The 26,452-nt window shown below is 52.7% G+C and carries 23 protein-coding genes; 5 read left to right on the forward strand and 18 right to left on the reverse strand.

The window, feature by feature from the left end; translation table 11 throughout:
* The first annotated feature begins 48 nt into the window (after positions 1-48).
* Together lipB and lipA are read left to right on the forward strand one after the other, a co-directional pair.
* Complete coding sequence (gene lipB, locus L975_RS00515) at positions 49-720, forward strand: lipoyl(octanoyl) transferase LipB (protein WP_010864276.1); 672 nt, start codon at positions 49-51, stop codon at positions 718-720.
* Positions 713-1,678 (forward strand): lipoyl synthase, encoded by a 966-nt coding sequence (gene lipA, locus L975_RS00520; RefSeq protein ID WP_047706635.1) that lies wholly within the window; start codon positions 713-715, stop codon positions 1,676-1,678. Before lipB ends, lipA begins: the two co-directional genes overlap by 8 nt.
* Before the next feature lie 197 nt (positions 1,679-1,875).
* On the opposite strand, the gene L975_RS00525 is transcribed toward lipA, so the two are convergent.
* The 8 genes from L975_RS00525 to gpt all read right to left on the reverse strand — a co-directional run bounded on the left by L975_RS00525 (position 1,876) and on the right by gpt (position 12,746).
* Positions 1,876-3,285, reverse strand: a complete 1,410-nt coding sequence (locus tag L975_RS00525) for an efflux transporter outer membrane subunit (protein ID WP_072032991.1) — start codon at positions 3,283-3,285, stop codon at positions 1,876-1,878.
* On the reverse strand, positions 3,282-6,506 hold the full coding sequence (locus L975_RS00530; RefSeq protein ID WP_072032992.1) for an efflux RND transporter permease subunit: 3,225 nt from the start codon (positions 6,504-6,506) through the stop codon (positions 3,282-3,284). The genes L975_RS00525 and L975_RS00530 overlap by 4 nt, the downstream gene beginning before the upstream one ends.
* A 15-nt stretch (positions 6,507-6,521) precedes the next feature.
* Complete coding sequence (locus L975_RS00535) at positions 6,522-7,814, reverse strand: efflux RND transporter periplasmic adaptor subunit (RefSeq protein WP_052181179.1); 1,293 nt, start codon at positions 7,812-7,814, stop codon at positions 6,522-6,524.
* Positions 7,815-7,980: 166 nt separating this feature from the next.
* Entirely contained in the window at positions 7,981-9,246 is a 1,266-nt protein-coding gene (locus tag L975_RS00540) for a glutamate-5-semialdehyde dehydrogenase (protein ID WP_047706637.1), read from the reverse strand.
* A gap of 10 nt (positions 9,247-9,256) precedes the next feature.
* The gene (gene proB, locus L975_RS00545) at positions 9,257-10,360 is read right to left on the reverse strand and encodes a glutamate 5-kinase (RefSeq protein WP_047706638.1); all 1,104 of its coding nucleotides are present in this window, start codon (positions 10,358-10,360) and stop codon (positions 9,257-9,259) included.
* Positions 10,361-10,479: 119 nt separating this feature from the next.
* On the reverse strand, positions 10,480-10,884 hold the full coding sequence (gene crl, locus L975_RS00550; RefSeq protein WP_010864283.1) for a sigma factor-binding protein Crl: 405 nt from the start codon (positions 10,882-10,884) through the stop codon (positions 10,480-10,482).
* 61 nt (positions 10,885-10,945) lie between these two features.
* Positions 10,946-12,190 carry an esterase FrsA gene (gene frsA, locus L975_RS00555; protein ID WP_047706639.1) on the reverse strand — a complete coding sequence of 415 codons (1,245 nt, stop codon included), beginning with the start codon at positions 12,188-12,190 and terminating at the stop codon, positions 10,946-10,948.
* A 94-nt stretch (positions 12,191-12,284) separates the two neighbouring features.
* Entirely contained in the window at positions 12,285-12,746 is a 462-nt protein-coding gene (gene gpt, locus L975_RS00560; protein WP_047706642.1) for a xanthine phosphoribosyltransferase, read from the reverse strand.
* Positions 12,747-13,864: 1,118 nt separating this feature from the next.
* On the opposite strand from gpt, the gene L975_RS00565 reads away from it, so the two are divergent.
* Positions 13,865-15,325 carry an aminoacyl-histidine dipeptidase gene (locus L975_RS00565; protein ID WP_047706644.1) on the forward strand — a complete coding sequence of 487 codons (1,461 nt, stop codon included), beginning with the start codon at positions 13,865-13,867 and terminating at the stop codon, positions 15,323-15,325.
* A 112-nt stretch (positions 15,326-15,437) separates the two neighbouring features.
* Here L975_RS00565 and dinB read toward each other — a convergent pair whose 3' ends face one another.
* From dinB to bolA, 10 genes are all read right to left on the reverse strand, one after another.
* Positions 15,438-16,493, reverse strand: a complete 1,056-nt coding sequence (gene dinB, locus L975_RS00570; RefSeq protein ID WP_010864287.1) for a DNA polymerase IV — start codon at positions 16,491-16,493, stop codon at positions 15,438-15,440.
* 177 nt (positions 16,494-16,670) lie between these two features.
* On the reverse strand, positions 16,671-16,892 hold the full coding sequence (gene nqrM / locus L975_RS00575) for a (Na+)-NQR maturation NqrM (protein ID WP_010864288.1): 222 nt from the start codon (positions 16,890-16,892) through the stop codon (positions 16,671-16,673).
* 9 nt (positions 16,893-16,901) lie between these two features.
* A complete protein-coding gene (locus L975_RS00580; protein WP_010864289.1) occupies positions 16,902-17,936 on the reverse strand; it encodes an FAD:protein FMN transferase in 1,035 nt (344 codons plus the stop codon).
* Positions 17,937-17,944: 8 nt separating this feature from the next.
* Positions 17,945-19,168 carry an NADH:ubiquinone reductase (Na(+)-transporting) subunit F gene (gene nqrF, locus L975_RS00585; protein ID WP_010864290.1) on the reverse strand — a complete coding sequence of 408 codons (1,224 nt, stop codon included), beginning with the start codon at positions 19,166-19,168 and terminating at the stop codon, positions 17,945-17,947.
* A 22-nt stretch (positions 19,169-19,190) separates the two neighbouring features.
* The gene (gene nqrE / locus L975_RS00590) at positions 19,191-19,787 is read right to left on the reverse strand and encodes an NADH:ubiquinone reductase (Na(+)-transporting) subunit E (protein WP_010864291.1); all 597 of its coding nucleotides are present in this window, start codon (positions 19,785-19,787) and stop codon (positions 19,191-19,193) included.
* A 6-nt stretch (positions 19,788-19,793) separates the two neighbouring features.
* On the reverse strand, positions 19,794-20,423 hold the full coding sequence (locus L975_RS00595) for an NADH:ubiquinone reductase (Na(+)-transporting) subunit D (protein WP_010864292.1): 630 nt from the start codon (positions 20,421-20,423) through the stop codon (positions 19,794-19,796).
* A complete protein-coding gene (locus L975_RS00600) occupies positions 20,416-21,195 on the reverse strand; it encodes a Na(+)-translocating NADH-quinone reductase subunit C (protein ID WP_010864293.1) in 780 nt (259 codons plus the stop codon). The genes L975_RS00595 and L975_RS00600 overlap by 8 nt, the downstream gene beginning before the upstream one ends.
* A complete protein-coding gene (locus L975_RS00605) occupies positions 21,188-22,432 on the reverse strand; it encodes an NADH:ubiquinone reductase (Na(+)-transporting) subunit B (RefSeq protein WP_010864294.1) in 1,245 nt (414 codons plus the stop codon). The genes L975_RS00600 and L975_RS00605 overlap by 8 nt, the downstream gene beginning before the upstream one ends.
* Positions 22,433-22,437: 5 nt before the next feature.
* Entirely contained in the window at positions 22,438-23,781 is a 1,344-nt protein-coding gene (locus L975_RS00610; RefSeq protein WP_010864295.1) for a Na(+)-translocating NADH-quinone reductase subunit A, read from the reverse strand.
* A 506-nt stretch (positions 23,782-24,287) separates the two neighbouring features.
* Positions 24,288-24,599 (reverse strand): transcriptional regulator BolA, encoded by a 312-nt coding sequence (gene bolA / locus L975_RS00615; RefSeq protein WP_039045519.1) that lies wholly within the window; start codon positions 24,597-24,599, stop codon positions 24,288-24,290.
* 232 nt (positions 24,600-24,831) lie between these two features.
* On the opposite strand from bolA, the gene L975_RS00620 reads away from it, so the two are divergent.
* Together L975_RS00620 and L975_RS00625 are read left to right on the forward strand one after the other, a co-directional pair.
* Positions 24,832-25,773 (forward strand): sodium-dependent bicarbonate transport family permease, encoded by a 942-nt coding sequence (locus L975_RS00620; protein WP_047706646.1) that lies wholly within the window; start codon positions 24,832-24,834, stop codon positions 25,771-25,773.
* A 139-nt stretch (positions 25,774-25,912) separates the two neighbouring features.
* Positions 25,913-26,215: a hypothetical protein gene (locus tag L975_RS00625; protein ID WP_047706647.1), complete on the forward strand. Its 303-nt coding sequence runs from the start codon at positions 25,913-25,915 to the stop codon at positions 26,213-26,215.
* The last annotated feature ends 237 nt before the right edge of the window (positions 26,216-26,452 follow it).

Consider the following 26,452-nt stretch of genomic DNA (forward strand, 5'->3'; position numbering starts at 1 on the left):
TTCGCTTGTCCGGCAACACCGTATAATGCACCTGATAATCACAACTTTATGGTGATGCTTTTGCAACATCAAACTTTGATTGTACGCCGTTTGGGCATGCAGGATTACGCATCGGTCTGGCAAGCGATGCATGACTTCACTGATCAGCGCAGCGAAAATTGCGCTGATGAAGTGTGGCTGGTCGAACATCCCCCGGTCTTCACCCAAGGCCAAGCTGGCAAGGCTGAGCACTTACTGGCCTGTGGTGATATTCCGGTGATCCAGTCTGATCGCGGGGGTCAGGTCACCTACCATGGTCCGGGTCAAATCGTTATGTATGTGTTGGTGGATCTGCGCCGTCGCCGTCTCGGTGTTCGCGAGTTGGTCAGCCATATCGAAAACACCGTCATCAATACACTGGCTCACTTCTCCCTGACCGCCGCAGCGCGTGCCGATGCTCCCGGCGTCTATATTGATAATAAAAAAATCTGCTCTCTGGGTCTGCGGATCCGGCGGGGCTGCTCGTTCCACGGACTGGCCCTCAATATTAATATGGATTTGTCTCCCTTCACCCGAATCAACCCTTGCGGATACGCCGGCATGGAGATGACTCAGACAAAAGATCTGGGCGGTCCTGAAACGGTGGCAGAGGTCGAGCCGGTTCTGGTGCAGGAATTTATCAAATTACTCGGTTACTCCGGTGCTGAGTATTCTAGTTGGAAACCACTGACCAATGAGTAAACCTATTCAGATTGAACGGGGCGTGAAATACCGTGATGCCGATAAAATGGCATTAATTCCGGTGAAAAACGTTGCCGCTGAACAGAGTGAGCGCCTGCGTAAGCCCGAATGGATGAAAATCAAGCTGCCCGCTGATTCCACTCGGATCCAAGAAATCAAATCTGCCATGCGCCACAACGGTCTGCACTCGGTGTGTGAAGAAGCTTCTTGTCCGAATCTGGCTGAATGCTTTAACCACGGCACCGCGACCTTCATGATCCTCGGCGCTATCTGTACCCGTCGCTGCCCGTTCTGCGATGTGGCACATGGCCGTCCACTGCCGGTCGATCCGGAAGAAGCCGCCAAACTTGGCCGCACTATCCGTGATATGAAGCTGAAGTATGTAGTGATCACCTCTGTCGATCGCGATGATCTACGCGACGGCGGTGCGCAGCACTTTGCGGATTGCATCAGCAGTATCCGCGCCGAAAGCCCAAATATCCGCATCGAAACGCTGGTCCCTGACTTCCGTGGTCGGATGGACAAGGCGCTGGATATTTTCGCGCAAACGCCACCGGATGTGTTCAACCACAATCTGGAAAACGTGCCGCGCTTGTACCGTCAAATTCGTCCGGGCGCAGACTATCAGTGGTCGCTGACCTTGCTGCAAAAATTCAAAGAACTGCATCCGGATGTGCCGACCAAGTCAGGCCTGATGATGGGGCTCGGTGAAACTAACGAAGAGATTTTGCAAGTGATGCAAGATCTGCGCGCTCACGGCGTAACGATGCTGACGCTGGGCCAATATCTGCAGCCAAGCCGTCATCACCTGCCGGTACAGCGTTATGTCAGCCCAGCTGAATTTGATGACTTCAAACAAAAAGCGCTGGAAATGGGCTTTACCCATGCCGCGTGTGGTCCGTTTGTCCGCTCTTCTTATCATGCGGATCTGCAGGCCAAAGGCGAAGAAGTTAAATAAAAGCGACGCTGGTATATTGGCGCTGATAGGACGTCATCGCTGTAACGGCACTGTTATCGAGCTGCTGTTATAGCGGTGCTGCTACAAACTGCGCTATGACACACTGAACATGACACACTAAACAAACCAAAGGCCACGGAGCAGTTTTGCCACGTGGCCTTTGTTCACTCTTGCATCGTTATTAGCCTACCGATGGTTTAACGAGTTTTACCCTTCACCGTCATGCTGTCTGCCTGTGTTACCCAGCCACCGCCCATCGCCGCATACACATTTACGATCGACTGAATCGCCTGCCCTTGCACCTGAACTTGGTTCAATTCCGTGGTAAACAGTGTTTGCTCGGCATCCAGTACTTCCAAATAAGGCGTATTCCCGCTGTCATAGCTCAAACGCGCGAGGCGTGCGTAGCTACGTAGCGAATCCACCTGTTGCTGTAACGTGTCTTGCTGCTCTTTGATTTTCACCACCGCCGATAGCGCATTGTTGGCGTCGGCAAAGGCATTTTGAATCGCCTTTTGATACTCCGCTAACAACTGTTGTTGCTGCGCACTGGCTTGCTGTATCTGGCCCTCAATACTGCCTGCGGTAAAGATAGGGCCGGCCAACTCTGCGCCCAAGCTCCACAGCGCCGCGGGGCCGGTCAGCAAATCCGTCAACGCCAAGCTCAAACTGCCCAACGCTCCGGTCAACGAAATGGTCGGGAAGTAAGCCAGACGCGCTGCGGCCAAATTCGCCTGTGCGGCCACCAAATTTTGCTCGGCCACACGAATATCTGGGCGCTGCTGCAACAACGTAGACGGCAAATCCGCCGGAATCGCTGGCAAACTCAAACCATCCAAGGTCTGCCCACGTGGGATCGCCTGCGGATTAACCCCCAGCAATACCGACAGCGCATTTTCCTGCTGAGCAATGCTATCTTGCAGCCGTGGCACTTCACTTTGCGCTTGGTAGTACTGCGACTCCGCTTGGTTCAGCTGCAACTGTGAAATCACGCCAGCATTGAACTGCAAGCGGAAGATCTGCAGTGACTCTTGCTGCGCAGCCGCCGTGCTACGAGCAATATGTAATTGCTGATCTAAACTCAACAGTTGAATGTAGTTGTTCGCGACCTGCGTCACCAACGTCAGCAATACCGCTTGGCGCTGCTCTTCAGCGCTCAACATCTGAGCCTTGCTCGCTTCTGTCGCCGCCCGCAGCTGGCCAAATAAATCCAGCTGCCAACTGGCGGTCAGACCGACTTGATAGGTCGAGGTGTAATCACCTAACCGCCGCTGCCGACTGGCGCCCGCACCATAACCGAGTTGCGGATAGAGATCAGCGCGCGTCTCTCTAAGCTTGCCCGCGGCCTCTTCAATACGCTGGGTAGCAATCACCAGATCCAAATTCTGCTGCAGTGCGGTTTGAATCAAGCGGGTCAGCACCGGATCATTAAATTGCTCCCACCAGCGCATTTGCACTTGTTTACTGGCCTGTGAATACGGCATACGCCACTCAGCGGGAGTGCTGACCTTCGGCTTTTCATACGTAAACGGAGTGATACAGCCACTGAGCAACCACGGTATTCCGGCAACAGTGAGTGTGACTGCATGACGAATGCTGCGTCTCATGATTGCCCCTCCTGATTGCTCTGGCCGCCTTTTGTCTCTTTATCGGCATGCTGTTGCGCATGGGGTGATTGCTCGGCTGTCGGCGTAACCTCGCTCTCGCCACTCGGAGGCGGCGATTTTTTCCCGCGCTCGGCCAAGCGCTCAAAAATGACGTAGAACATCGGGACATAAAACAGCGCCAAGGTGGTCGCGCCGATCATGCCACCGACAATACCGGTCCCGATGGAGTGACGTGAGTTAGCCCCTGCGCCACTGGCCAACATCAGCGGCAAGGTACCCAGAATAAAGGCCAATGATGTCATCACTATCGGGCGCAAACGCAACTCACCGGCTTCAATCGCCGACTCAATCAAGCCTTTGCCTTTATGTCGCAGCTCCACCGCAAACTCGATGATCAGTACGGCGTTTTTCGCCGCCAAACCAATCAGCACCAGTAGCCCAATTTGGAAGTACACGTCATTTTCAAGACCGCGTGCCATGGTGAAAATCAGCGAACCAATCAAGCCAAACGGCACCGCGGTCAATACCGCGCACGGCAAGCTCCACGATTCAAACTGCGCCGCCAAAATCAGGAATACAATCACCAAACCCAGCGCAAAGGCAACGGTGGAAGTACTGCCCGCTTGTTTCTCTTCGAAAGCTTGCCCTGACCAAGCAAAGCTATAGCCTTGCGGTAACGTCTCCTTGGCGATTTGCTCCATCAAGGCTATCGCATCACCAGAGCTATAACCGGGGGCCGCTGAGCCGTTGATTTGCGCCGCCGGGAAGCTGTTAAAGTGCGGGACTAAATCAGGACCGGCGGCATATTTGGTTTCCATCACCGCCGACAGCGGCACCATATTGCCGACATTGTTACGGGTATAGAACTGCATCAACCACGATGGATTATCGCGGAAACGATCCTCGGCCTGCAGCACAACATTCCACACGCGGCTTTGGTCAAAGTACTGACTAACCGTGGACGACGCGAGGAAGGTCTGTAACGTGCCGTAGGCCTCTTGCACCGGCACCCCAAGCAGCATGGCTTTATCGCGATCGATATCCGCCTGCAATTGGGTACTGGCGGCGTTAAAGGTCGACGACAACCCCGTCAACTCAGGGCGTTGACGCGCCTTGGCCAAAAACTGATTGGTCACTTGCTGCAACTGCGCCAAAGAGCCATTGCCAATATCTTGGATCCAGAACTGGAAGCCACCGGTAGCGCCCAAGCCAGGAATCGCCGGTGGGGAGATCGGCAGAATAAAGGCACCTTCGATACCACGCGCTTTCTTGGCGATATCTTGCAGTACTGCATCCGCCGATTGCGAAGGCTCGGTACGCTCTTCAAACGGTTTCAGGGTAACGAAGAACGTCGCAGTATTGGTTTTAAATGAACTGTCGAGCAGGTTATAGCCGGTAATCGCCGAGCGTGTATCCACTTCAGGGTTAGCGGCGAAAATTGCATCGAGCTGTTCAGTGATCTCTTTGGTGCGCCGGATACTGGCGGCATCCGGTAAAATCGCCCCTGCCAGCACATAGCCCTGATCTTCTTGTGGCACAAAGCTGGATGGCAAGGCACGAAACATCATGACGATGGCACCTATCATCACCCCCATCAGCACCAGCGCCAAGGTGGTACGCTCGATGGTCAAGCGCACCCCGCGGCCATAGCGCGTGGTGAGTGAGGCAAACATCCGGTTAAACCAACCGAAAAAGCCACTCTGCGCCATCTGCCCCGGCTTGAGGAACAAGCCACACAGCGCTGGCGTTAACGTCAGCGCCACGAACCCTGACAGCACAACCGAGATCACAATGGTCACCGCAAACTGCTTATACAGCTGGCCAGTGGTACCGGTTAAGAAGGCTGCCGGAATAAATACCGATGACAGCACCAACACCACCGAAATCAATGCGGTGGAGATTTCATTCATTGCCGCCAGTGAAGCCTCTTTCGCCGATAAGTGCTGCTCGTGCATCAAACGCTCAACGTTTTCCACCACCACGATGGCGTCATCCACCACCAGTCCGATGGCCAAGATCATGCCGAACAAGGTCAACAGGTTGATGGTAAACCCAAGCGCCAGCATGCCCACGAACGTGCCGATTAACGCGACGAATACCGCAGCAATCGCAATCAACGTCGCCCGTACGCTTTGCAAGAATAGGTAGACCACCGCAATTACCAGCACAATCGCTTCTACCAGTGTGTGCAGCACATCTTCGATGGAGATCCGCACGAAATCGGTGGTATCCAACGTGATCTTGTAATCCATCCCCTCAGGGAAGGTTGGCTTTAAGCTCTCTAAGGTATCCGCCACATTTTTGGACACTTCGAGCGCATTGGCGCCGGGAGCCAGATAGACCGCCAAGAACGTCGCCGGGACTTTATTCAGCGCTGTATCCACCAAATATTGCTTCAGCCCCAACTGCGCCTTGGCGACATCTTGCAACCGCACCAGCGCCGCGCCGTTATTTTGCGCCCGTAAGATAATGCTTTCATACTCAGACGGCTCAACATACGGGTTTTGTGTCACCACCGGATAAGTCAATTGAGTCCCCTGTGGGTTGGGCGCTTGCCCTATCTGACCGGCACTGAACAATTTGTTTTGATTGGCGACCGCTTGCTGCACATCATCGGTTGTCACCCCTAAATTGGCCATCTTTTCAGGGTTTAGCCAGATGCGCATGGCCTGATCTGCCGACCCCATGACTGACGCTTGCCCTGCCCCAGGGATACGTTTAATCGCATCCAGCACATAAACGTTCGCGTAATTAGCAATATAATCGGCGTTATAGCGGTTATCCGGCGAATAGACTCCCACCAACATCAAGATACTGGACGAGCGTTTTTGCACCTGTACGCCATTTTGCTGTACCGCTTGCGGCAGTTGAGGTAGAGCCAGACTGACGCGGTTTTGCACCTGTACCTGTGCAATATCCGGATCGGTATCTAGCGAGAAATAGACGCTGATGTTCATCTGCCCGTTCGACGAGGAGCTGGACGTCATGTACAGCATGTTATCCACGCCGTTGATTTGTGCCTCGATGGGGCCGGCCACCGACTGGGATAACGTCTGCGCATCCGCGCCCGGATAGACCGCCGTGACCTGCACCTGTACTGGCGTCATCGACGGGTATTGCTCCACCGGCAGATTCATGGCCGAAATGACACCCGCCAACACAATCACCAGCGACAACACCGTGGCAAAAATCGGTCGTTCAATAAATACACGGGAAAACATGATCCTGCCCCCTGATTATTGCGCCTGTGCTGGCTTCTGATCGGGTTTCGGTGCAGGCACCGACTCTGATTTCGACGTTCCCGCTGATACGGCGTCAGCCGCTTTCAAATCCGTCGCACTCACCTCGGTGGCAACCACTGGCGTATCAGGACGCAGCATCATGCCGCCTTCTACCACCACCTGCTCGCCCGGTTGTAAACCTTGTTCGATTAACCAGTCATGGCCCACGTAGCTACCGACCGTAACCGCCCGATATTCAGCTTTATTATCTTTGTTCACCACCCAGACAAAGTGTCCATTGGCGCCCTGCATCACCGCCGACTGCGGCACTAAAAGCGCATTTGGCCGTACTGCTCCTTTCACGGTCACGCGAACAAACTGCCCTGGGCGTAATTTGCCATCGGCATTATTGAAGCTCGCCCGCACCAAAAAAGTGCCGGTTTTCGAGTCATATTCGGCATTAGCAAAAGTGATGCGGCCGTTTTCTGGATACACCGAGTTATCCGACAGCGTCAGTTGCACATCAAACTTGCTGTCACCCGGATAGCGCAGCAGCCCTTGGCGCATCATTTCATCGCGCTTTAACGATTGAGCTTCCGAGATACTGAAATTGACCCACATAGGAGACAACGCCGCCACATAGGTCAATTTGTCGCTAGCGGTGACATAGGTGCCTTCATCAATCAGAGCTTCACCGCTGATCCCGGTTAATGGCGATTTGATGGTGGCATAGCCCAAATTTAACTGCGCCTGCACCACTTGCGCTTTGGCCATTTCGACTTGCGCTTGCGCGGATTTTTCCTGCCCTATCGCCTGATCCAGATCCTTTTGGCTTGCCGCATTTTGCGCGGCAAGTGGCTTAATGCGCCGTAAGTTTTGTTGGGCGACAAGCAAATTGGCTTTTTGCTGCGACAAGGCGGCCTGCGCGGCTTGTAACTGCGCTTGGAACGGTTTGGCATCCACTAAAAACAAGGTCTGCCCCTGCTTTACCATGGCGCCATCTTGATACACCTGCTTATCCAGAAAGCCATTTACGCGCGACACAATGTTGACCTGTTGCGAGCTCTTGGTCAGGCCGACAAAGGAGAAATCCTCTGGCACTTCTTGGCCTTGTAAGCGTAAGGTTTTGACCGGCATGGCCGCAGGCGCGGCGCCACTTTCAGCTGCGGTCTTATCACCATCGCAGCCAGTAAGCCACAGCAAGGAAAAGCACAGCGTCAGCAACGCAGCAAAGCGACGAGACGCACCAGCGTGGGGCAAAGAAGAAACATGCGGAAGCTGAGCATTCCTGAATAAGAAAAGGCGCATAATCGTGTTCCTTGCTGCATTTCTGGTTATGACATACAGATGCCTTTAATCAGCATAGAAGAGCGCCGTTTTTTTGCGGTCAAAAATGTCAGTTTGGCGAAAATAAAAACGCCGCCCGGCATAACCGGACGGCGTCAATAATAAGTTTGCTAATTAAAACAAGTGGTTATTTGCGGATTAGATTATCCCCGTAGCCAATCCACTTATAGGTGGTCAGGGCTTCTAAACCCATCGGCCCACGCGCATGCAGTTTTTGCGTACTGACTGCCACTTCGGCGCCCAAACCAAACTGGCCACCGTCAGTAAAACGAGTGCTGGCGTTAACATATACCGCAGCGGCATCCACTTCTAAGGTAAAGCGATCTGCATGCGCCAGCGTCTGAGTCAGAATGCTTTCACTGTGGCCGCTACCGTGGTGGTTGATATGGCCAATCGCTTCATCCAGATCGCCAACAATTTTGACGTTCAAGTCCAGCGACAACCACTCATCCACATAATCTTCGGCCTGCACCGGGATCACCTGCGCGCGTGTACCGGCCGCCTGCAGCAACGCCAGACTTTCTGGGCAAGCATGTAAAGTCACGCCCAAACTGTGCAAATAATTGGCCAATTCTGGCAAAAAATCGGCCGCAATATGGCGATGCACCAACAGGGTTTCCAAGGCGTTACACACGCTCGGACGTTGCACTTTGGCGTTTTCAATCACGCTCACGGCGCCAATCAAATCGGCACTGGCATCCACAAACATATGACACACACCAATACCGCCGGTAATCACGGGGATGGTGGCTTGTTCACGGCACAAGGCCTGCAACCCTGAACCACCGCGTGGGATAATCATGTCGACATACTTATCCAGTGTCAGCAATTCGGTCACCAACGCCCGATCTGGATCGTCAATCGACTGCACCGCAGCTGCCGGTAAATTGCATTCTGCCAACGCATGCTGAATAACGGCCACCATCGCCTGATTGGTGTGCACGGTTTCCTTACCACCGCGTAAAATCACCGCATTCCCGGTTTTCAGGCATAAGCTCGCCACATCAATGGTCACATTCGGGCGCGCCTCATAAATGGTGCCAATCACCCCAAGCGGAACGCGGCGGCGCACCAGAGCCAGCCCATTATCCAAACGACTACCGTCGATCACTTCGCCGACCGGATCATGCAAGCGGCTAACCTGACGCACATCGCTGGCAATTCCTTGTAGACGCTCAGGCGTCAGACGCAGGCGGTCGAGCATCGCACTGCTCAAACCGGCCGCTTCGGCGGCAAACAAATCACGGGCATTCGCCGCCAGAATTTCAGCTTCCCGCGCCACCAGCTCATCGGCAATCAGATGTAAGGCCTGATTCTTTTGGGCTGAACTTAAGGTAGCTAAACGGTATGACGCCTGTTTGGCGGCATACCCCATATCCGTTAAACGATTCATTGTCTTACCCTTAAATCAGAATCAGATCATCGCGGTGGATCACCACCCGTCCGTATTCGTAGCCCAAAATGTCGGCAATTTCTTGCGACTGGCGTCCGGCTATCAAACTGAGCGCATCACTGTTGTAACGGCTCATGCCACGAGCAATCTCTTTGCCATTCGGTGCCCGCACTCGCAGCACTTCACCGCGCGAGAAGGTACCGCTTACGCTGACCACGCCACTTGGCAATAAAGAGCTGCCACGCTGTAAAATGGCTTGCGCCGCGCCATCATCTACCTGCAATTCACCCGCCGGTGGTGGCCCGAAAATCCAGCGCTTACGGTTTTCTAATGGCGTAGTTTGTGGATGAAAACGGGTGCCCACGGAATGATTAGCGACCACATCGGCAATCACATGCGCTCGGCTCCCCGCTGCAATAACCACCTCGATACCGGCGCGATTGGCCACATCGGCCGCTTGTAGCTTGGTGCTCATGCCGCCAGTACCTAAACCGGATACGCTGTCACCGGCCAGAGCACGCAAAGTATCATCCACGGCGTGGACTTCGCGAATGAGCTCGGCATCAGGGTGTTTGCGAGGGTCTGCGGTAAACAAGCCTTCTTGGTCAGTGAGCAAAATCAGTTTGTCGGCTTCGGCCAAAATCGCCGCCAGCGCTGACAAATTATCGTTATCGCCCACTTTGATTTCAGTGGTGGCGACGGCATCGTTTTCGTTGATGACCGGCACAATATTCTGATCGAGTAAGGCGCGCAGCATATCGCGGGCGTTCAGAAAACGCTCGCGATCCTCCAAGTCAGCACGGGTCAGTAACATCTGCCCGATGTTGAGGCCGTAAATTGAGAATAGCTGCTCCCAAAGCTGGATCAGGCATGTTTGCCCCACCGCTGCCAGCAGTTGTTTCGACGCCATCGTGGGGGGGAGATCGGGGTAGCCCAAGTGTTCACGACCGGCAGCAATAGCACCGGACGTTACGATCACCATACGGTGGCCGGCTTGCTGCATCTGTGCACACTGTCGGACGAGCTCCACCATGTGTGCGCGGTTCAACTTCCGTGAACCGCCTGTCAGCACACTGGTACCCAATTTCACAACGATGGTTTGACAACTGCTCATGGGATAATGCCTGAATCCTGCTTTGGCTGAAAAAAAGTGAATCTTTGTTGTAGCAGCTTGCAGCGGCGCTGCCAACTGACTGCACAAAAATTTTCACGATTCAGCACGCTGTTGCAGGTTCAGGCCGCCGTATTGAGATCTATGCCACATACGCCGGGCGCAGGCTGCAGTTCAATCTCCAAACTGTGTAGTAATTGGCGTAATCGCGGATAGAACACCCGCAGGGTATTGTGAACTTCATCAGCAATGGTTTTATCCGGTAACGGTTTTTCCAACCAATCACCGTTCTTATCGTAAAAACCAAAGCGATACTGATAGGTTAGCGCCTGACGATCCGCATCAGCCTGTAACTCCAGCCACCAGCCCCAAAACTCTCGTTTTTCGGTGGGTAGACGTGGATTGGCGCAAACAGCCAGACAATCGAAGAAAAACTGCTGCTCCAGACACTGGCTTTCACGCAGGTAAGGGCCAAGAGCAGTCAGTTTTCTGATCAGCTTAGAGCGGGGTTGCCCGAGAACCAGCATATGCACCTCCTTGGTGATTTGCCTATTCTTGCAGCAAATACCGGAGAGCTGGCAAGCTGTTTTATATTAGTTTTTGTTCTATCCAATCAGCAATTTGTTCCATAGCCCGTTGGAAGCCGGTTGGCAGAGGGCTGGACGGAATTTTTAAGCGTCGTCCTTCTACCGAAGACATCGCGATAAAGCGGTTTTCTTCTTCTGGGCAGAACGGATCGCCCTCAATTCCCGCCGCCAATACCGGCACCTGACAACGTCGGCCCAATAGCCCTTGGTTTTTCAGCGAGTAACTTTGCAGTTCGGCGCGCAATAACCCTTCCGCCGAGGCATCGATGCCCAAACGGCTCGCCAGCATATCCACATACATCTGCGGCACTTGGTCAAACTGACGTGGGCTGCACAGCAGATGGTGCACCACAGCGCCCAGACAAGCGACGCCGCGCAGACGCTGCGGCTCCAAAAACGCCAGCCGGAGCGCGGCATTGGCACCAAACCGGATCCCTAAAATCACCACTTTATGATGATCGACCCACGGCTCTTGCTCCAGATGGTGCAGCAATACCTGATGCAAACAGCTGGTGTCTTGGGTTAGCGTCCAGCGTGAAGACGCGCCGACCGATGGCATATCCATGGTCACCATGGCAATACCACGCGGGGCCAGATATTCGCGGAACAAGCGATACGAGTCGCTATGCAGGCTATCAAGACCACCACACAGCATCACGACCGGATAAGGGCCTTCATCGCCCGGCAGGTGTAAATATGCCTGCAACGGATGTCCTTCATGGCGCAATGACAGTTCGCGTACCTTGTAACCCAAGCAATGCGCCGCCTCTTTGTAAGCGCGGTTAGCCAGCACTTCGACTTGCTCGGCCAAATGGTCACCGCGCAGATGCGGATAACTGGCCACGCTGTAATGCAATGCAGCCTGTAGCCAATGTTCACCGGCCTGCGACTGATCGCCGGCATCCAGCGCTTTTTGCTGCCACTGCATGGCCTGATTGGCCCATTCGTAAATCCAGTTACCGCTGCGATAGCCAATCACGGTATCGAGCAAATGAGGCTGAGTGCGCTCTGCATCGCTAACTGCAATGCGCGCCAGTGTGGCTTCCAAATCGATAGGGTTGATACCGCGCCAAATCCATTGCGGACGGTTCAAGACCCGATACCAGCTAGGTTCAGTTCGACCATCTAAAGAGGAGTTAATTTGTGGATTGGCAATACGCGGTTGGCGACGGGCAATCGTCGAGGTTTCCTGCTGATTAACCTGCGGCTTAAACAGACTTTGCGAGCGGTTGATAGGTTCACTCATTGACGTACAACACTCCTGTCATCCGATGATGTTGTCGAGTTTACGCCACAGCATAAGAAAACGCCCCGCAAGATGCGAGGCGTTTAGTCAATATTTAGTCACGTTCTGCAACTGGCGGGACAAAAGTGATACCCATATCCCACGGCTGTTCAATCCAAGTGTCTTGTGGAATATCAATCACATAGTCATCAACCAGTGGGCGACCCGCCGGCTTAGCAAACATTGTCACAAAGTGCGCTTTCGGATACATCTCACGCAGCACCTTAGCGGTACCACCGGTATCCACCAGATCGTCAACCAGCAGGAAGCCTTCGCCATCCCCTTCGGCACGCTTAAGCACCGTCAGGGCGCGCTGATGATCGTGGTCATAGCTAGAGATACACACGGTATCTACATGACGAATGCCCAGTTCACGAGCCAGCAAGGCTGCCGGTACCAGACCACCGCGGCTAACCGCGATAATGCCTTTCCACTGCTCGGCTGGCAGCAAACGGTGAGCCAATTTACGGGCGTGGATCTGCAGCATGTCCCAGCTGACGATATATTTTTCTGTCATGGCGATAACCCCGATCGCAACCCGTACTCAGCGGCATTGCGTTTCAATTTTGTTGGACGTAACACGTTATCAAGAATAAAAACGATTTCAGTAGAATGCCAGATAACCCGACAGCCTAGTGAAATCGGTCTTGGTATGCATGCAGTGGCAAACGTTTGCCAATTTACCTAAAAAAGAGCTAAAAACTGTTGGGGCGCGATTATAGAGACAACACCAGACAAAAACCAGTGATTCAGGCAGAGAATCTGCGATATATGCAATCTTTTGAAGGATTGTGCGGCCAACTGCTGCTTTTTACAGCACTGGTAAATTGCAGGCAAAAAAAACCACCTTCGCTGGAAGGTGGTAAAAATACCTAGGAATCAGGTGTGGGCCATCATAATTCACTGATAGACCAATAGGGATGAACAAAATCGTTCAATGTTGCCATCATTACCGGGTAGTGAAACCGGTAATCAGAAAATTCGGTAGCCGAACTCGCGTGGATAAACAAACTGTTGTCCGGTATAGACACCACGACGGTTCCAGAACAAATCGCAATAAATACCTTGCATAAATCACCTCATTAACAAGTGTTACTAAAGACCAATGCGGCGCCTTTAACTTGTTCTCAGTTCCTTGGAGGCGTGAGACACGGGCTTAATCCTTAAGCTTTCTAAAGTTGCGTTGCATGTTGTTGTGTTGCTTTTCTCAACGCTCAAAATAATACCACTTCGGAATTTAATTACAAGAAAAAGTGATATGAATCACGCAAAAACCTTTCAGCACTAAAATACCCCATCATTCTTGATCTAAAAATTACAGATAGAGCGCAACAATTCAGCGTTTGCAACTCATTGTCTTATCGGTGAAATAGCATGTGCCGCGTGGGTCACCTCTTTTACGGCCAGTCATGTGGGTAAAATCTATCGCAGAAAACGGCAGATCATTTTTTGCTTCTGCAATGGCAGTGGTATGCTGTGACTCATAAACCTGCATTTGCCAAATAACACGCTGTTTTATTTGACAACGTAGTTATAAATAGCGCAGGGTTGATTCCACTATTACTGACAATACGGGGCCACACAGCAGTATCCCTTCATTGCTGTTTTGTCAGGCACCCGAAAGGAGTTCACGCCGTGTCTCAATTGGGCCATCTGTCACCACAACCTTTGTGGCAATTTTTCGAAAAGATCTGCTCTATTCCACACCCATCGCATCACGAAGAAGCGCTGGCAAACTACATTGTGGAGTGGGCGCGTAGCCAAAATCTGCACGTTGAGCGTGATCAGGTCGGCAACATTCTGATCCGTAAGCCAGCAACGCCAGGCATGGAAAACCGTAAGCCGGTGGTGCTGCAAGCGCATTTGGACATGGTGCCGCAAAAGAACAACGACACTGAGCATGACTTCACCCGTGATCCGATCCGTCCTTATATTGATGGTGAGTGGGTTAAAGCCCAAGGCACTACACTGGGCGCGGACAACGGTATCGGTATGGCTTCTGCACTGGCAGTGGTCGCATCATCTGATCTGGAGCACGGTCCACTGGAAGTGCTGCTGACTATCGATGAAGAAAGCGGAATGACCGGTGCATTTGGTCTGCAACCAAACTGGCTGCAAGGCGAAATCCTGATCAACACCGACTCGGAAGAAGAAGGTGAGATTTACATGGGTTGCGCCGGTGGTATCGATGCCACTTTGACCCTGCCAGTGAGCCGTGAAGCGACACCTGCGGGCATGCACGCCTTCACCCTGACCGTAAAAGGTCTGAAAGGCGGCCACTCCGGCGGTGATATCCACCTGTATCTGGGCAACGCTAACAAGATGCTGGGCCGTTTCCTGTTCGGTCACGCTGAAGAGCTGGGTCTGCGTCTGTCTGACATTCACGGTGGTACCCTGCGTAACGCAATTCCTCGTGAAGGTGCTGCGACCTTTGTGCTGCCACATGCCAACGTAGAGCGTCTGCAAGCGCTGGTAAGCAAGTTCACTGAAATTCAGAAAAACGAGCTGGGCGCGATCGAGCCAAACCTGACTATCCTGCTGGATAACGCCGCGCAACCGGCTCAAATTTTCGCCCACGATGCACAGCAACGTCTGCTGGCGCTGCTGCACAGCTGCCCGAACGGCGTGATGCGCATGAGCGATGCCGTGCCGGGCGTGGTGGAAACCTCGTTGAACGTCGGTGTCGTTACCACCTCTGACAGCGAAGTGAAAATTGTCTGCCTGATCCGTTCTCTGATCGACAGTGGCCGTTGTGGCGTGCAAAACATGCTCAAAGCGCTGGCTCAATTGGCGGGCGCAAACGCTGAGTTCACCGGCGGCTACCCAGGCTGGAAACCAGACAACAGCTCACCAATCATGCAAGTGGTGCGTGAAACCTACCAAGACATGTTCGGCAAAACCCCGAACATCATGGTGATCCACGCCGGTCTGGAGTGTGGCCTGTTTAAAGAGCCATACCCACAGATGGACATGGTGTCTGTCGGCCCAACCATTCGTGGCCCACACTCACCAGATGAGCGCGTACACATTGCTAGCGTCGATAAATACTGGCAATTGCTGACCATGCTGCTGAAAAACATTCCTGCGCGTGGTTAATCGCCGGTAAGGCTATCTGGCCGATTATCGATGACAAAAGGGTTGTCCATAGGGACAACCCTTTTTTATGCCGCTCATTTATTCCGCTAAGTACGTGATGCGCAGTCTGCCACTAGCTCCACGGCAAAGCCAATTGCCGAATCAATTGTGGGTCAAGCAAGGTAACGTGCAAGCCGACTAAACGCACCCCACGCCCTTCGCAGCGCTGCCAAACCGACTCGGCCAGTTGCAACAAATCATCGAGGCACAACACCGGATAGACATGCTCTTGGGTGGTGAGCTGAAAATCGGAAAACTTAAGCTTCACCCCTTGCCGCGCAATCGCCAAAGACGGACTCACCCGCTGCAAGCGACGCTCTAATTCGGGATACAACTCCGTCACCAACCGGCGGCACTCATCGAGCGAGTTAATATCTTCAGCTAAGGTGCGCTCTACCCCAACCGATTTGCGCTGCCGATCAGGGTTAACTTCCCGCTCATCAATCCCCTGACTGCGTTGCCACAGCATATGGCCTTGCTTGCCAAACTTGTCGGCTAACGTTTTCAGCTCCACACGATGAACATCGGCGCAGGTATACAGCCCCATATCGGCCAGTTTTTGCGCTGAGACTTTGCCAATACCGGGGATTTTATTGAGCGGCAATGCGGCGACAAAATCCGGCATTTGCTCTGGGCGAATCACATACAGCCCATCGGGCTTATTCATGTCGGAGGCGATTTTGGCCAGAAACTTTACCGGTGCAACACCCGCGGAGGCAGTAAGCTGTAACTCTTCGCGGATAGCACGCCGAATATCCTCGGCAATCCAGGTCGCCGAGCCGTGGAATAAGCTGCACTCGGTGACATCTAAATAGGCTTCATCCAATGACAGAGGTTCGATACGCGGGGTATAGCGGCGGAAAATGGCATGCAGCTGTTGTGAAACCCGTTTGTACACATCCATCCGCCCAGGTAATAGTGTCAGATGCGGACACAGCTTAAAGGCTTGCGCGGTAGGCATGGCACTGTGCACGCCAAAACGGCGCGCCACATAATTACAGGTGCTGATCACCCCACGCCGCTCACTTCGCCCGCCGATAGCCAACGGTACATGGCGCAATTTGGGGTTGTCGCGCATTTCGACTGCTGCATAAAAGCAGTCCATATCAATATGAATAATCTTCCGCATACCCGCCTCGCATCACTGTATAAATATACATGCAGTGATAGCTGAATGACAATCCAGCAGGCAGAAAAAAGCCCCTGTCGTGACAGGGGCCAATTATCAGTACCATCGCGCCTCGCTCCGCGTTTACGCGCAGTTCGCACAACGCGGGTGAGAGCAGGCAGATAGTGCGTGCAAGCATCAGATGATGCGATTTTCCTGCAGCTTGGCCAAACGGGCTTCTTCCGCCATTTTAGCTTTACGCTTATCGCACGGCTCAGGGCAGTTACAGACTTTTTCCAGACCTAAACTGGCAATTCCGCCACAGCTGCCATGAATGCTTTTCTTCTGCACAATATAGCCAATTGCCATACCGGCAATGACCAACACAAATACCGCAAACGTAGCAATAAATACGGTCATCGAAGCTCCTTACGGTTGCTTTTGCAGATAGGGTTTAAACGCCTCGGTGGCCACTTCTTTGAAGCCATCGGCAGTTTTGATGATCATAAAGGCCGCAATGTTGTGAGCGTTAGCCACTTTGAGCGCTTCTTCCTCGCCCAAGACATTCAGACCGGTCGACAGACCATCAGCTTCCATACACGTTGGTGCCAGCACGGTGATAGACACCATCTTGTGCTGGATCGGCTCGCCGGTGCGCGGGTCAATGGTGTGCGAATAACGCTTCCCATCTTGCTCAAAGTAATTGCGGTAATCACCAGAGGTAGCAATCGCCATATTTCCCGGCGCGATAATTTCCTGCGCGGTTTGGTCTACCCCCGCAACCGGCTTTTCAATGGCGATACGCCACGGGTTACCCTGTGCGTTATGACCGTGCAGGCGCACTTCGCCGCCAATCTCCACCATGTAGTTTTGGATCCCAAGCGACGCTAAATACTCGGCCACCTGATCGACACCAAACCCTTTGGCAATCGATGACAAATCGACATACAGCTCAGGGATCGCTTTCACCAGCGCATCGCCCTGTACCGACAAATGACGAATACCGACGCGCGCTTTGCGCTCCGCCAGCGCTTCAGGCGTTGGCACTTTGTCTGGGCGACCTTCTGGACCAAAGCCCCACAGGTTCACCAGCGGCCCTACGGTCACATCCAGTGCACCGTGCGTCACTTGATTGATGCGCAGTGCTTCACGCACCACTTTGGCAGTATCGGCCGACACGGCAAATGGCGTGTTAACGGCGGTACTGCTGTTAAAGCGGCTCAGCTCGGATTTCGGTCGATAGGTCGACATCTGGTCATTGACCAGTTCGAGACGCTTATCGATTTCGGTTTTCACCTGCTCCGGCGCTGGCAAATTATCTTGGTTAATGTACTTGATGGAGTAATAGGTCCCCATCGTTTGGCCTTGCAGGGCAATCTGTTCGTTTGACGAACTGTCATTACACCCACTTAGAAAAAAGGCCAGCCCGACCAGGGCTAGCCATTGCTTAGTTTTTACAAACATGCGGGATATCAACCACCAAAGTCATCCAGCAGAATGTTTTCATCTTCAACGCCCAGATCTTTGAGCATCTTAATGACCGCGGCGTTCATCATTGGAGGACCACACATGTAGAATTCGCAGTCTTCCGGCGCCTCGTGATCACGCAGATAGTTCTCGTAAATCACGTTGTGGATGAAACCGGTGTAACCGGTCCAGTTGTCTTCCGGTAACGGATCAGACAACGCCACATTCCACGTAAAGTTCGGGTTCTCAGCTGCCAGCATATCGAAATCTTCTACATAGAACATTTCGCGCTTAGAACGAGCACCATACCAGAAGCTCATCTTACGCTTGGAGTGCAGACGCTTCAACTGGTCGAAAATGTGGGAACGCATTGGCGCCATACCCGCACCACCACCGATGAACACCATTTCGTTGTCGGTGTCTTTGGCGAAGAACTCACCAAATGGACCAGAAATGGTCACCTTGTCACCCTTCTTCAGAGACCAGATGAAAGAAGACATCTGACCTGGAGGGGCATCTGGGTTGCTTGGTGGCGGCGTAGCGATACGCACGTTCAGCATAATGATGCTCTTCTCTTCCGGATAGCTCGCCATGGAGTATGCACGGATGATTGGCTCATTAACCACTGACTCATAACGGAACAGGTTGTACTTGTCCCAATCTTCACGATATTCCTCAGGAACATCGAAGTCAGAGTATTTAATGTGGTGCGCTGGCGCTTCGATCTGGATATAACCACCGGCACGGAATGGCACTTCTTCGCCTTCCGGAATAGCCAGTACCAGCTCTTTGATGAAGGTAGCAACGTTATCGTTAGAGATAACTTCACATTCCCACTTCTTCACGCCGAAGATCTCTTCTGGCAGCTCGATCTTCATGTTTTCTTTCACGTTCACCTGGCAAGCCAGACGGCAACCTTCTGCCGCTTCGCGCTTGGTGATGTGAGACAGTTCGGTCGGCAGTACATCACCGCCGCCTTCCAGCACTTTGGCATGGCACTGACCACAAGAGCCACCGCCACCACAGGCTGAAGAAACGAAAATCCCGTTGGCTGCCAAAGCACCCAGCAGCTTACCGCCAGCCTGAGTCGTGATGGTCAGGTTAGGATCGCCGTTGATTTCAATCGTAATGTCACCGGAACTTACCAGCTTGGATTTGGCAAACAGAATTACCAAAACCAATGCCAGCAGGATCAGGGTGAACATTACTACGCCAAGAATAATTTCCATTGAATGTTCCTATACGCCCTGATTACAACTGGATACCGGAGAAGGACATGAAGCCCAGCGCCATCAGACCTACAGTGATAAAGGTAATACCCAGACCACGCAGACCTTTCGGTACGTCGGAATACTTCATCTTCTCACGCAGACCGGCCAGAGCCACAATCGCCAGCATCCAACCGATACCGGAGCCGATACCGTATACGATGGATTCGCTGAAGTTGTAGTCACGCTGCACCATGAAAGATACGCCACCGAAGATCGCACAGTTTACGGTGATCAGCGGCAGGAAGATGCCCAGCGCGTTGTACAGTGGTGGGAAGAACTTATCCAGCACCATTTCCAGGATCTGTACCAGAGCTGCGATTACACCGATAAAGGTGATGAAGCTCAGGAAGCTCAGATCAACGCCAGCAACCAGTGCGCCGTCTTTCAGGATCAGGTTGAACACCAGGTTGTTAACTGGAACAGCAATACCCAGAACGACGGTTACTGCGATACCCAGACCAAACGAGGTCGCCACTTTCTTGGACACAGCCAGGAAAGTACACATCCCCAGGAAGAAGCCCAGCGCCATATTTTCAATGAAAATAGAGCGGACAAACAGACTGATATAATGTTCCATCTGCCGTTAATCCTTCTCGTTTTGTTCAGGCTTGTAAGTACGGATAGCCCAAATCAGACCACCAATGATAAAGAATGCGCTTGGTGCCAGCAGGAACAGACCGTTGCTCTGATACCAGCCACCATCCTGTACCAGAGGCAGAATGGACACGCCGAACAGTTTGCCGGAACCGATCAGTTCACGCAGGAACGCAACGGCCAGCAGGATCGCACCGTAGCCCAGACCGTTACCGATACCGTCCAAGAAGCTCTCTTTTGGAGGCGACTTCATTGCATAGGCTTCCGCACGGCCCATTACGATACAGTTGGTGATGATCAGGCCAACGAATACCGACAGCTGCTTGGAGATCTCATAGGCATACGCCTTCAGCACCTGGTCTACCACGATTACCAGCGAGGCGATGATCGCCATCTGCACGATAATACGCACACTGTTCGGAATATGGTTACGAATCAGTGAGATAAACAAGTTGGAGAACGCGGTTACCACAGTTACCGCCAGCGTCATTACAAACGCGGTTTCCATCTTGGTGGTCACGGCCAGTGCCGAACAGATACCCAGAATCTGCAGTGCAATCGGGTTGTTATCCAGTACCGGGCCGACCAACAGTTTTTTCATTTCTTTACGATCAACCATTGTTCAACTCTCCAGCACGCACCTTGGCCAGGAATGGACCAAAGCCATTCTCGCTCAGCCAGTAGTCAAAGGTGTTCTGTACGCCGTTACCGGTCAGAGTTGCACCTGACAGACCATCGATCGCATACGGATCGTTTGGCAGTGCGGTTCCTTTCACGATATGAATTGCCGGCTTACCGTCGACATCAAACAGCTTCTTGCCAACCCACAGCTTACGCCAGTTCGGGTTTTCAATTTCGCCGCCCAGACCCGGGGTTTCACCCTGATCGTAGTAAGTGATGCCTTTTACGGTGTTGCCATCAATGTCTACCGCCAGGAAGGCGTACATCATGGACCACAGACCGGTACCGTGTACTGGCAGGATCACTTGCGTTACCTTGCCTTCGGTATCACGTACCAGATACACCGCCGACACTTTCGCGCGACGCTTGATCTTCGCTACGTCCTGATCAGCGGGGATGCTGATGCTCAGCGCAGGGTCTTTATCCGCAGCGCGCTGGTCGTAGTGAGCGGCATCACCTTCAACGAAGTTGCCGGTCGCCAGATCCACCAGACGTGGTTCGATGAACTTGCTGAATGTCTCTTTAACATTGACATTCGGCTGCAATAAGCCCGCAACAGACAGAATGTTACGCTGCTTATCCAGCTGCTTTTGTTCAATCTGGGTAGACTTCAGACCCACCGCAGCACCGGCTACGATGATAGAGCACACCAGACTGAGGGAAATTACCACCAGCAGCGTTTTGGCGATGCTATCGTTACTCTTAGCCATTACGCGCATTCCTCCGCTTGATGTTTGCCTGTACCACCAGATAGTCGAAAATCGGGGCAAACAGGTTAGCAAACAGAATTGCCAGCATCATACCTTCCGGATACGCCGGGTTAACCACACGAACCAGTACTGCCATCACGCCGATCAGCGCACCGTACCACCACTTACCTTTATTGGTAAAAGAGGCTGATACTGGGTCAGTCGCCATGAACGCCATACCGAACGCAAAACCACCCAGCACCAGATGCCAGTACCAAGGCATGGCAAACATCGGGTTAGTTGCAGAGCCGATCAGGTTAAACAGCGTAGAGGTCACCACCATACCGATCATGACACCGGCAATGATGCGCCAAGAAGCAACACGGATGTACACCAGGAATGCCGCACCCAGCAGGATCATCAGGGTAGACACTTCACCGATGGAGCCTGGAATGTTACCCAGGAATGCGTCGAACCACGTGATTGCTTGACCGGTTGCATTGTGCACCAGACCTGCTTGACCTTGAGTTGCCCACTGGGACAGCGCGGTCGCACCAGAGAAACCGTCAGCAGCGGTCCATACCAGATCGCCGGAGATTTGTGCTGGGTAAGCAAAGAACAGGAATGCACGACCAGCCAGAGCAGGGTTCAGGAAGTTACGGCCAGTACCACCAAAGATCTCTTTAGCGACCACAACACCGAAACTGATACCCAGCGCGGCTTGCCACAATGGCAGAGTCGGCGGAACAATCAGGGCAAACAGAATAGAGGTTACGAAGAAACCTTCGTTAACTTCATGGCCGCGCACGATAGCAAACAGTACTTCCCATGTCGCACCTACCGCAAATACCACGGCAAAGATTGGCAGGAAGTAGGTTGCACCCAGCAGCATTTTACTGCCCCAGCCAGCGTCAGCCGCGGTCATCGAACCACCCAGCGCTTCAACCAGAGAGTAGTGCCAGTCACCGGCAACGATCTGAGCCAGTTGCTCAGCACCGTACATGTGGTTCAGGGCAATAATGGCCTGTGCACCGGTATTGTACAGACCCCAAAACAGGGCTGGGAATACGGCGATCCACACCATGATCATCATACGCTTAAGGTCTATCCCGTCACGAACGTGGGCAGACGTACGGGTAACAGTACCCGGCGTATAGAAAATGGTAGCCACGGCTTCGTATACGGCATAGAACTTCTCGTACTTGCCGCCTGGCTCGAAATGATGTTCGAGCTTTTCAAGAGCGTGTTTCAAACCCATCTCGATTAACCTTCTTTCTCAATCTTGGTCAGGACATCACGCAAGATTGGGGCATACTCATACTTGCCTGGGCACACAAAGGTACACAGCGCCAAGTCTTCTTCATCCAGTTCCAGACAACCCAATGTCTGCGCACCGTCAGTATCACCCACAATCAGATCACGCAGCAGCAGCGTTGGCAGAATATCCAGCGGCATAACACGCTCATAGCTGCCGATAGGCACCATGGCACGCTCACTGCCCTGAGTTGCGGTAGTAAATTTGAACAGGTGCTTCTTAAACAGGTGCGCCAGTGTGGTGCGAGTCAGGGAGTATTTGTTTACGCCCGGCACCAGCCAGCCCATAAACTCTTTCTCACGACCTTCCAGCAGCACAGAAATCTGGTTGTGGAAACGACCCAAGAATGCATGGCTGTCAGCAGCGATAGTCCCGTTCAGTACAGAACCGGAAATCACACGGTTTTCACCGTCTTTCAGCTCACCGGCTACCAGCTGCTCGGTGCTGGCACCCAGACGGGTACGGATCAGACGCGGATTGTTCACCTGTGGGCCACCCAGCGCGATCACGCGATCGGTGTACAGCTCACCGGTAGTAAACAGTTTACCGACCGCAATCACGTCCTGATAACCAATATGCCAAACGATCTTATTCAGGCTAACTGGCTCCAAGAAATGGATATGCGTGCCCGCCAGACCTGCAGGATGCGGACCGGCAAACTCGGTGATCACCACTTGTGCATCGGTGGTGAATGGGATCTTCGCGCCCGGCGCTTTACACAGGTGCACTTTGCCGTCAGTCAGACGAGTCAGTACATTCAGACCCTGAACGAAAGCATCAGCCTGCTCGTTGATCACCACTTCCGGATTCGCTGCCAATGGATTGGTATCCATCGCCGTAACGAAAATGGCCACTGGCTCACTGTCTACGGCTGGCGCTTTACTGAACGGACGGGTACGGAACGCAGTCCACAGGCCGGACTCGATAAGATTGTCTTTAACTTGCTGACGATCCAGCGTCGTTAATTCGTCTGCACTGTATTGCTTGAAGGTAATTTGTTCGTCACCTTCAACGGCAATCACAACAGATTGCAACACACGCTTGGCACCTCGGTTGATTGCTACAACCTTTCCACTGGCAGGTGCGGTGAATTTCACGCCTGGGTTCTTTTTGTCTTCAAACAGAACCTGGCCTTTTTTCACCACATCCCCTTCATGCACATGCATGGTAGGGCGCATACCAATGTACTCTTCGCCTAGCGTAGCGACTTGGTTGATGGTCGGACCATCATGGATTACTTGCGTCGGCACACCCGCAATAGGGAGATCCAGACCCTTTGTAATTGTAATCATATTCACTTGCACTACTTTATCGGGAAGGAAAGAAAGATTTGTCCGAGCAAGAAACGACATCCTGACGCCTTTACCCGAGCCTGTGGAGAATGTGATTTATCGAACCTGTAGGCAAAAATCGTCCTGTCATTTCGCCGCCGGCTCACCGCCATTCCCGCTGTTAAACTCTTAAAACTTTCGCTACAGCCGTAACAGATGTAAACCCATTACAAGATGCATATTTTAGCATTTTTGTCTTCTTTGATGCCATTCTCAAAGCGGTTCTCTCTGACACAAAGCACACAAAATTGAGGTAAAAACGCAGGCTTAAACGAGCCAATATTCAATAATGTGATCGGTGCCTCACACTCAGAAAAACGTGACGGTTGATTTATTATCACACAAAAAATAAAAACCGAAACATTTGGCAACACCAACTGCACCACATGTCATTAACACAAATAAAAAAACCGGGTCACCCCGGTTTTGTGGTTAATTATCTGTTTACATCAGGGTTACTGTGCTACTTAGCGCTTATTGCCACCCAGACACTGCGGTGAATCAGGGAAATCGCCCTGAATCGCGGCCCACTCTTCCAGTGTGTAAGTATGCAACGCTAACGCATGAATATGATGCGCAAGTTCCTCAGCTAAGGCGGCGTTTACCGCGCGATGGCGCGCTAACAGACGCTGCCCACAAAACGCATCACTCACCAGTACGACTTTGAAATGACTTTCCGAACCAGCCGGTACATTGTGGCGATGGCTTTCATTAATGACGTCCAGATGCAACGGCGCAAAGGCGGCCTGCAACTTAGCGATGATCTGTTCTTGTATCATAGACTTCCCTCTATTGATGACCGTGCACGTGCCGCTTCTTTATTATCAAATATGCTGCGAGATGCTTATTGACCAAGGCTATGTCTGCTCCCTGGCCAACCGCGGCAATACGCTAAAGCGGCATGCTAATACCTTATTGTTTTTAAGCGTTTTTTTTGTTGAACCATTGTAGTAGATTCGTTCTATTGCGCCAAATTATCTCCCTTCTGGTATCAAAGGAGTCAGCACACCGATGGATCCGGTTGTTTTATTCTTCCTGCTCGGGCTGCTGGCCGGTTTAGCCCGCTCAGACTTAAAATTGCCCCCGTCTTTATACGATACGCTGTCCGTATTTTTGCTGCTGGCGATCGGCATTAAAGGTGGGCTAGAGCTGGCCAAGCAACCCCTGTTGCAGGTGTTACCGCAAAGCTTGTGGGTGCTGCTGATGGGCGTGGTGATCCCGCTGCTGGTTTATCCTGTACTGCGTTTCGCTGCCCTCCCCCGCCCTGATGCAGCCAGTTTGGCGGCGCACTATGGTTCGGTCTCGGTGGTGACTTTCGCCGTTGGGGTGGCGTTTTTAAGCCGCCATCAGATTGCCTATGAATCACAAACCACGCTGTTCTTGGTATTGCTGGAAATGCCTGCGCTGGTGATTGGGGTGATCTTGGCACGCCGAGGCAGCCGTGATAACGAAAAACCGCGTGGTCATGGCTGGGGGAAATTGCTGCATGAGGTGCTATTAGGCAAAAGTATCGTACTGTTGCTCGGCGGGATGCTCATCGGTGTGCTCGCGGGCCCCGAGGGGATCAAGCCACTGGACAAACTCTATCTTGACTTGTTCAAGCCGGTGCTGACGTTGTTCTTGTTAGAGATGGGTCTGGTGGTGGCGGGCAAATTCAGTTCACTGCGCCAACATGGTCTCACACTACTCTTAATGGGATTGGGGCTACCGGTGCTGCTGAGCTGGGTGGGGATTGGCTTTGCCCTGCTGATGGGGTTATCTGTCGGCGGCATGACCTTAATGGCACTGCTCGCCGCCTCGGCTAGCTATATCGCCGCCCCTGCCGCCATGCGGATGGCGATCCCACAGGCTAATCCGGCCATTTCACTGGGCGCGGCCTTGGGGATCACGTTTCCATTTAACGTACTGCTGGGCGTTCCGCTGTATTACCAATTTGCCCAGTGGGCGGCGTAGACCCGCACGGTAGTATCTCAGATGAGCAATCTGTACCTGATGGCATAAGCCTGATGAAAGGCATCGGATGGAATAATGCAATCAACGCTACACCCATACGCTACCCATATAAGCTACGCCCATATATAAAGGAGTGTACATGCAGTTTCATACCCGCACCTTGCTGACCATCGTGACCGAGGCCATCTTGGAAAACGATCTGGTCGATCTGTTTAACCGCCGCCAGATCCGCGGATGGACCATTGTGGCGGCGCGCGGTAAAGGCGATCACGGTGAAAAACGCGGCAGCTTTGATGCCAACGAGAACATTCAGCTTGAATTGCTCACCGCTACCGCTACCGCAGAAGCGCTGGCCACGGAGATCATGCAAGAGTTCGGGCAAGATTACGCCTTGGTGCAGTGGCTATCTGAGGTACGCGTGTTACGCGCCGACAAGTTCTAACGTGTCTGGTGCGCGTGCTATATCTTCCGATTTTTTACGCCCTTTACATTGCGCAAATTACGGCGCACCTCGCCCATCAGATGACACGCGTTTCATGGTAAGAGTGAAACTGGCCGCAGACCGTCATGCGACTTGCGACTGGAGCGGAAAATATTGCCGTTTTGCTCTTTTACCCCGATCGCGGGTTGTTTATTATGCTGCCTCTTAAAGCATCAACGTCTCGACACGTTTATATAA

The organism is Plesiomonas sp. ZOR0011, assembly GCF_000800945.1.
Taxonomy (GTDB): Bacteria; Pseudomonadota; Gammaproteobacteria; order Enterobacterales; family CAMTGL01; genus Plesiomonas; species Plesiomonas shigelloides.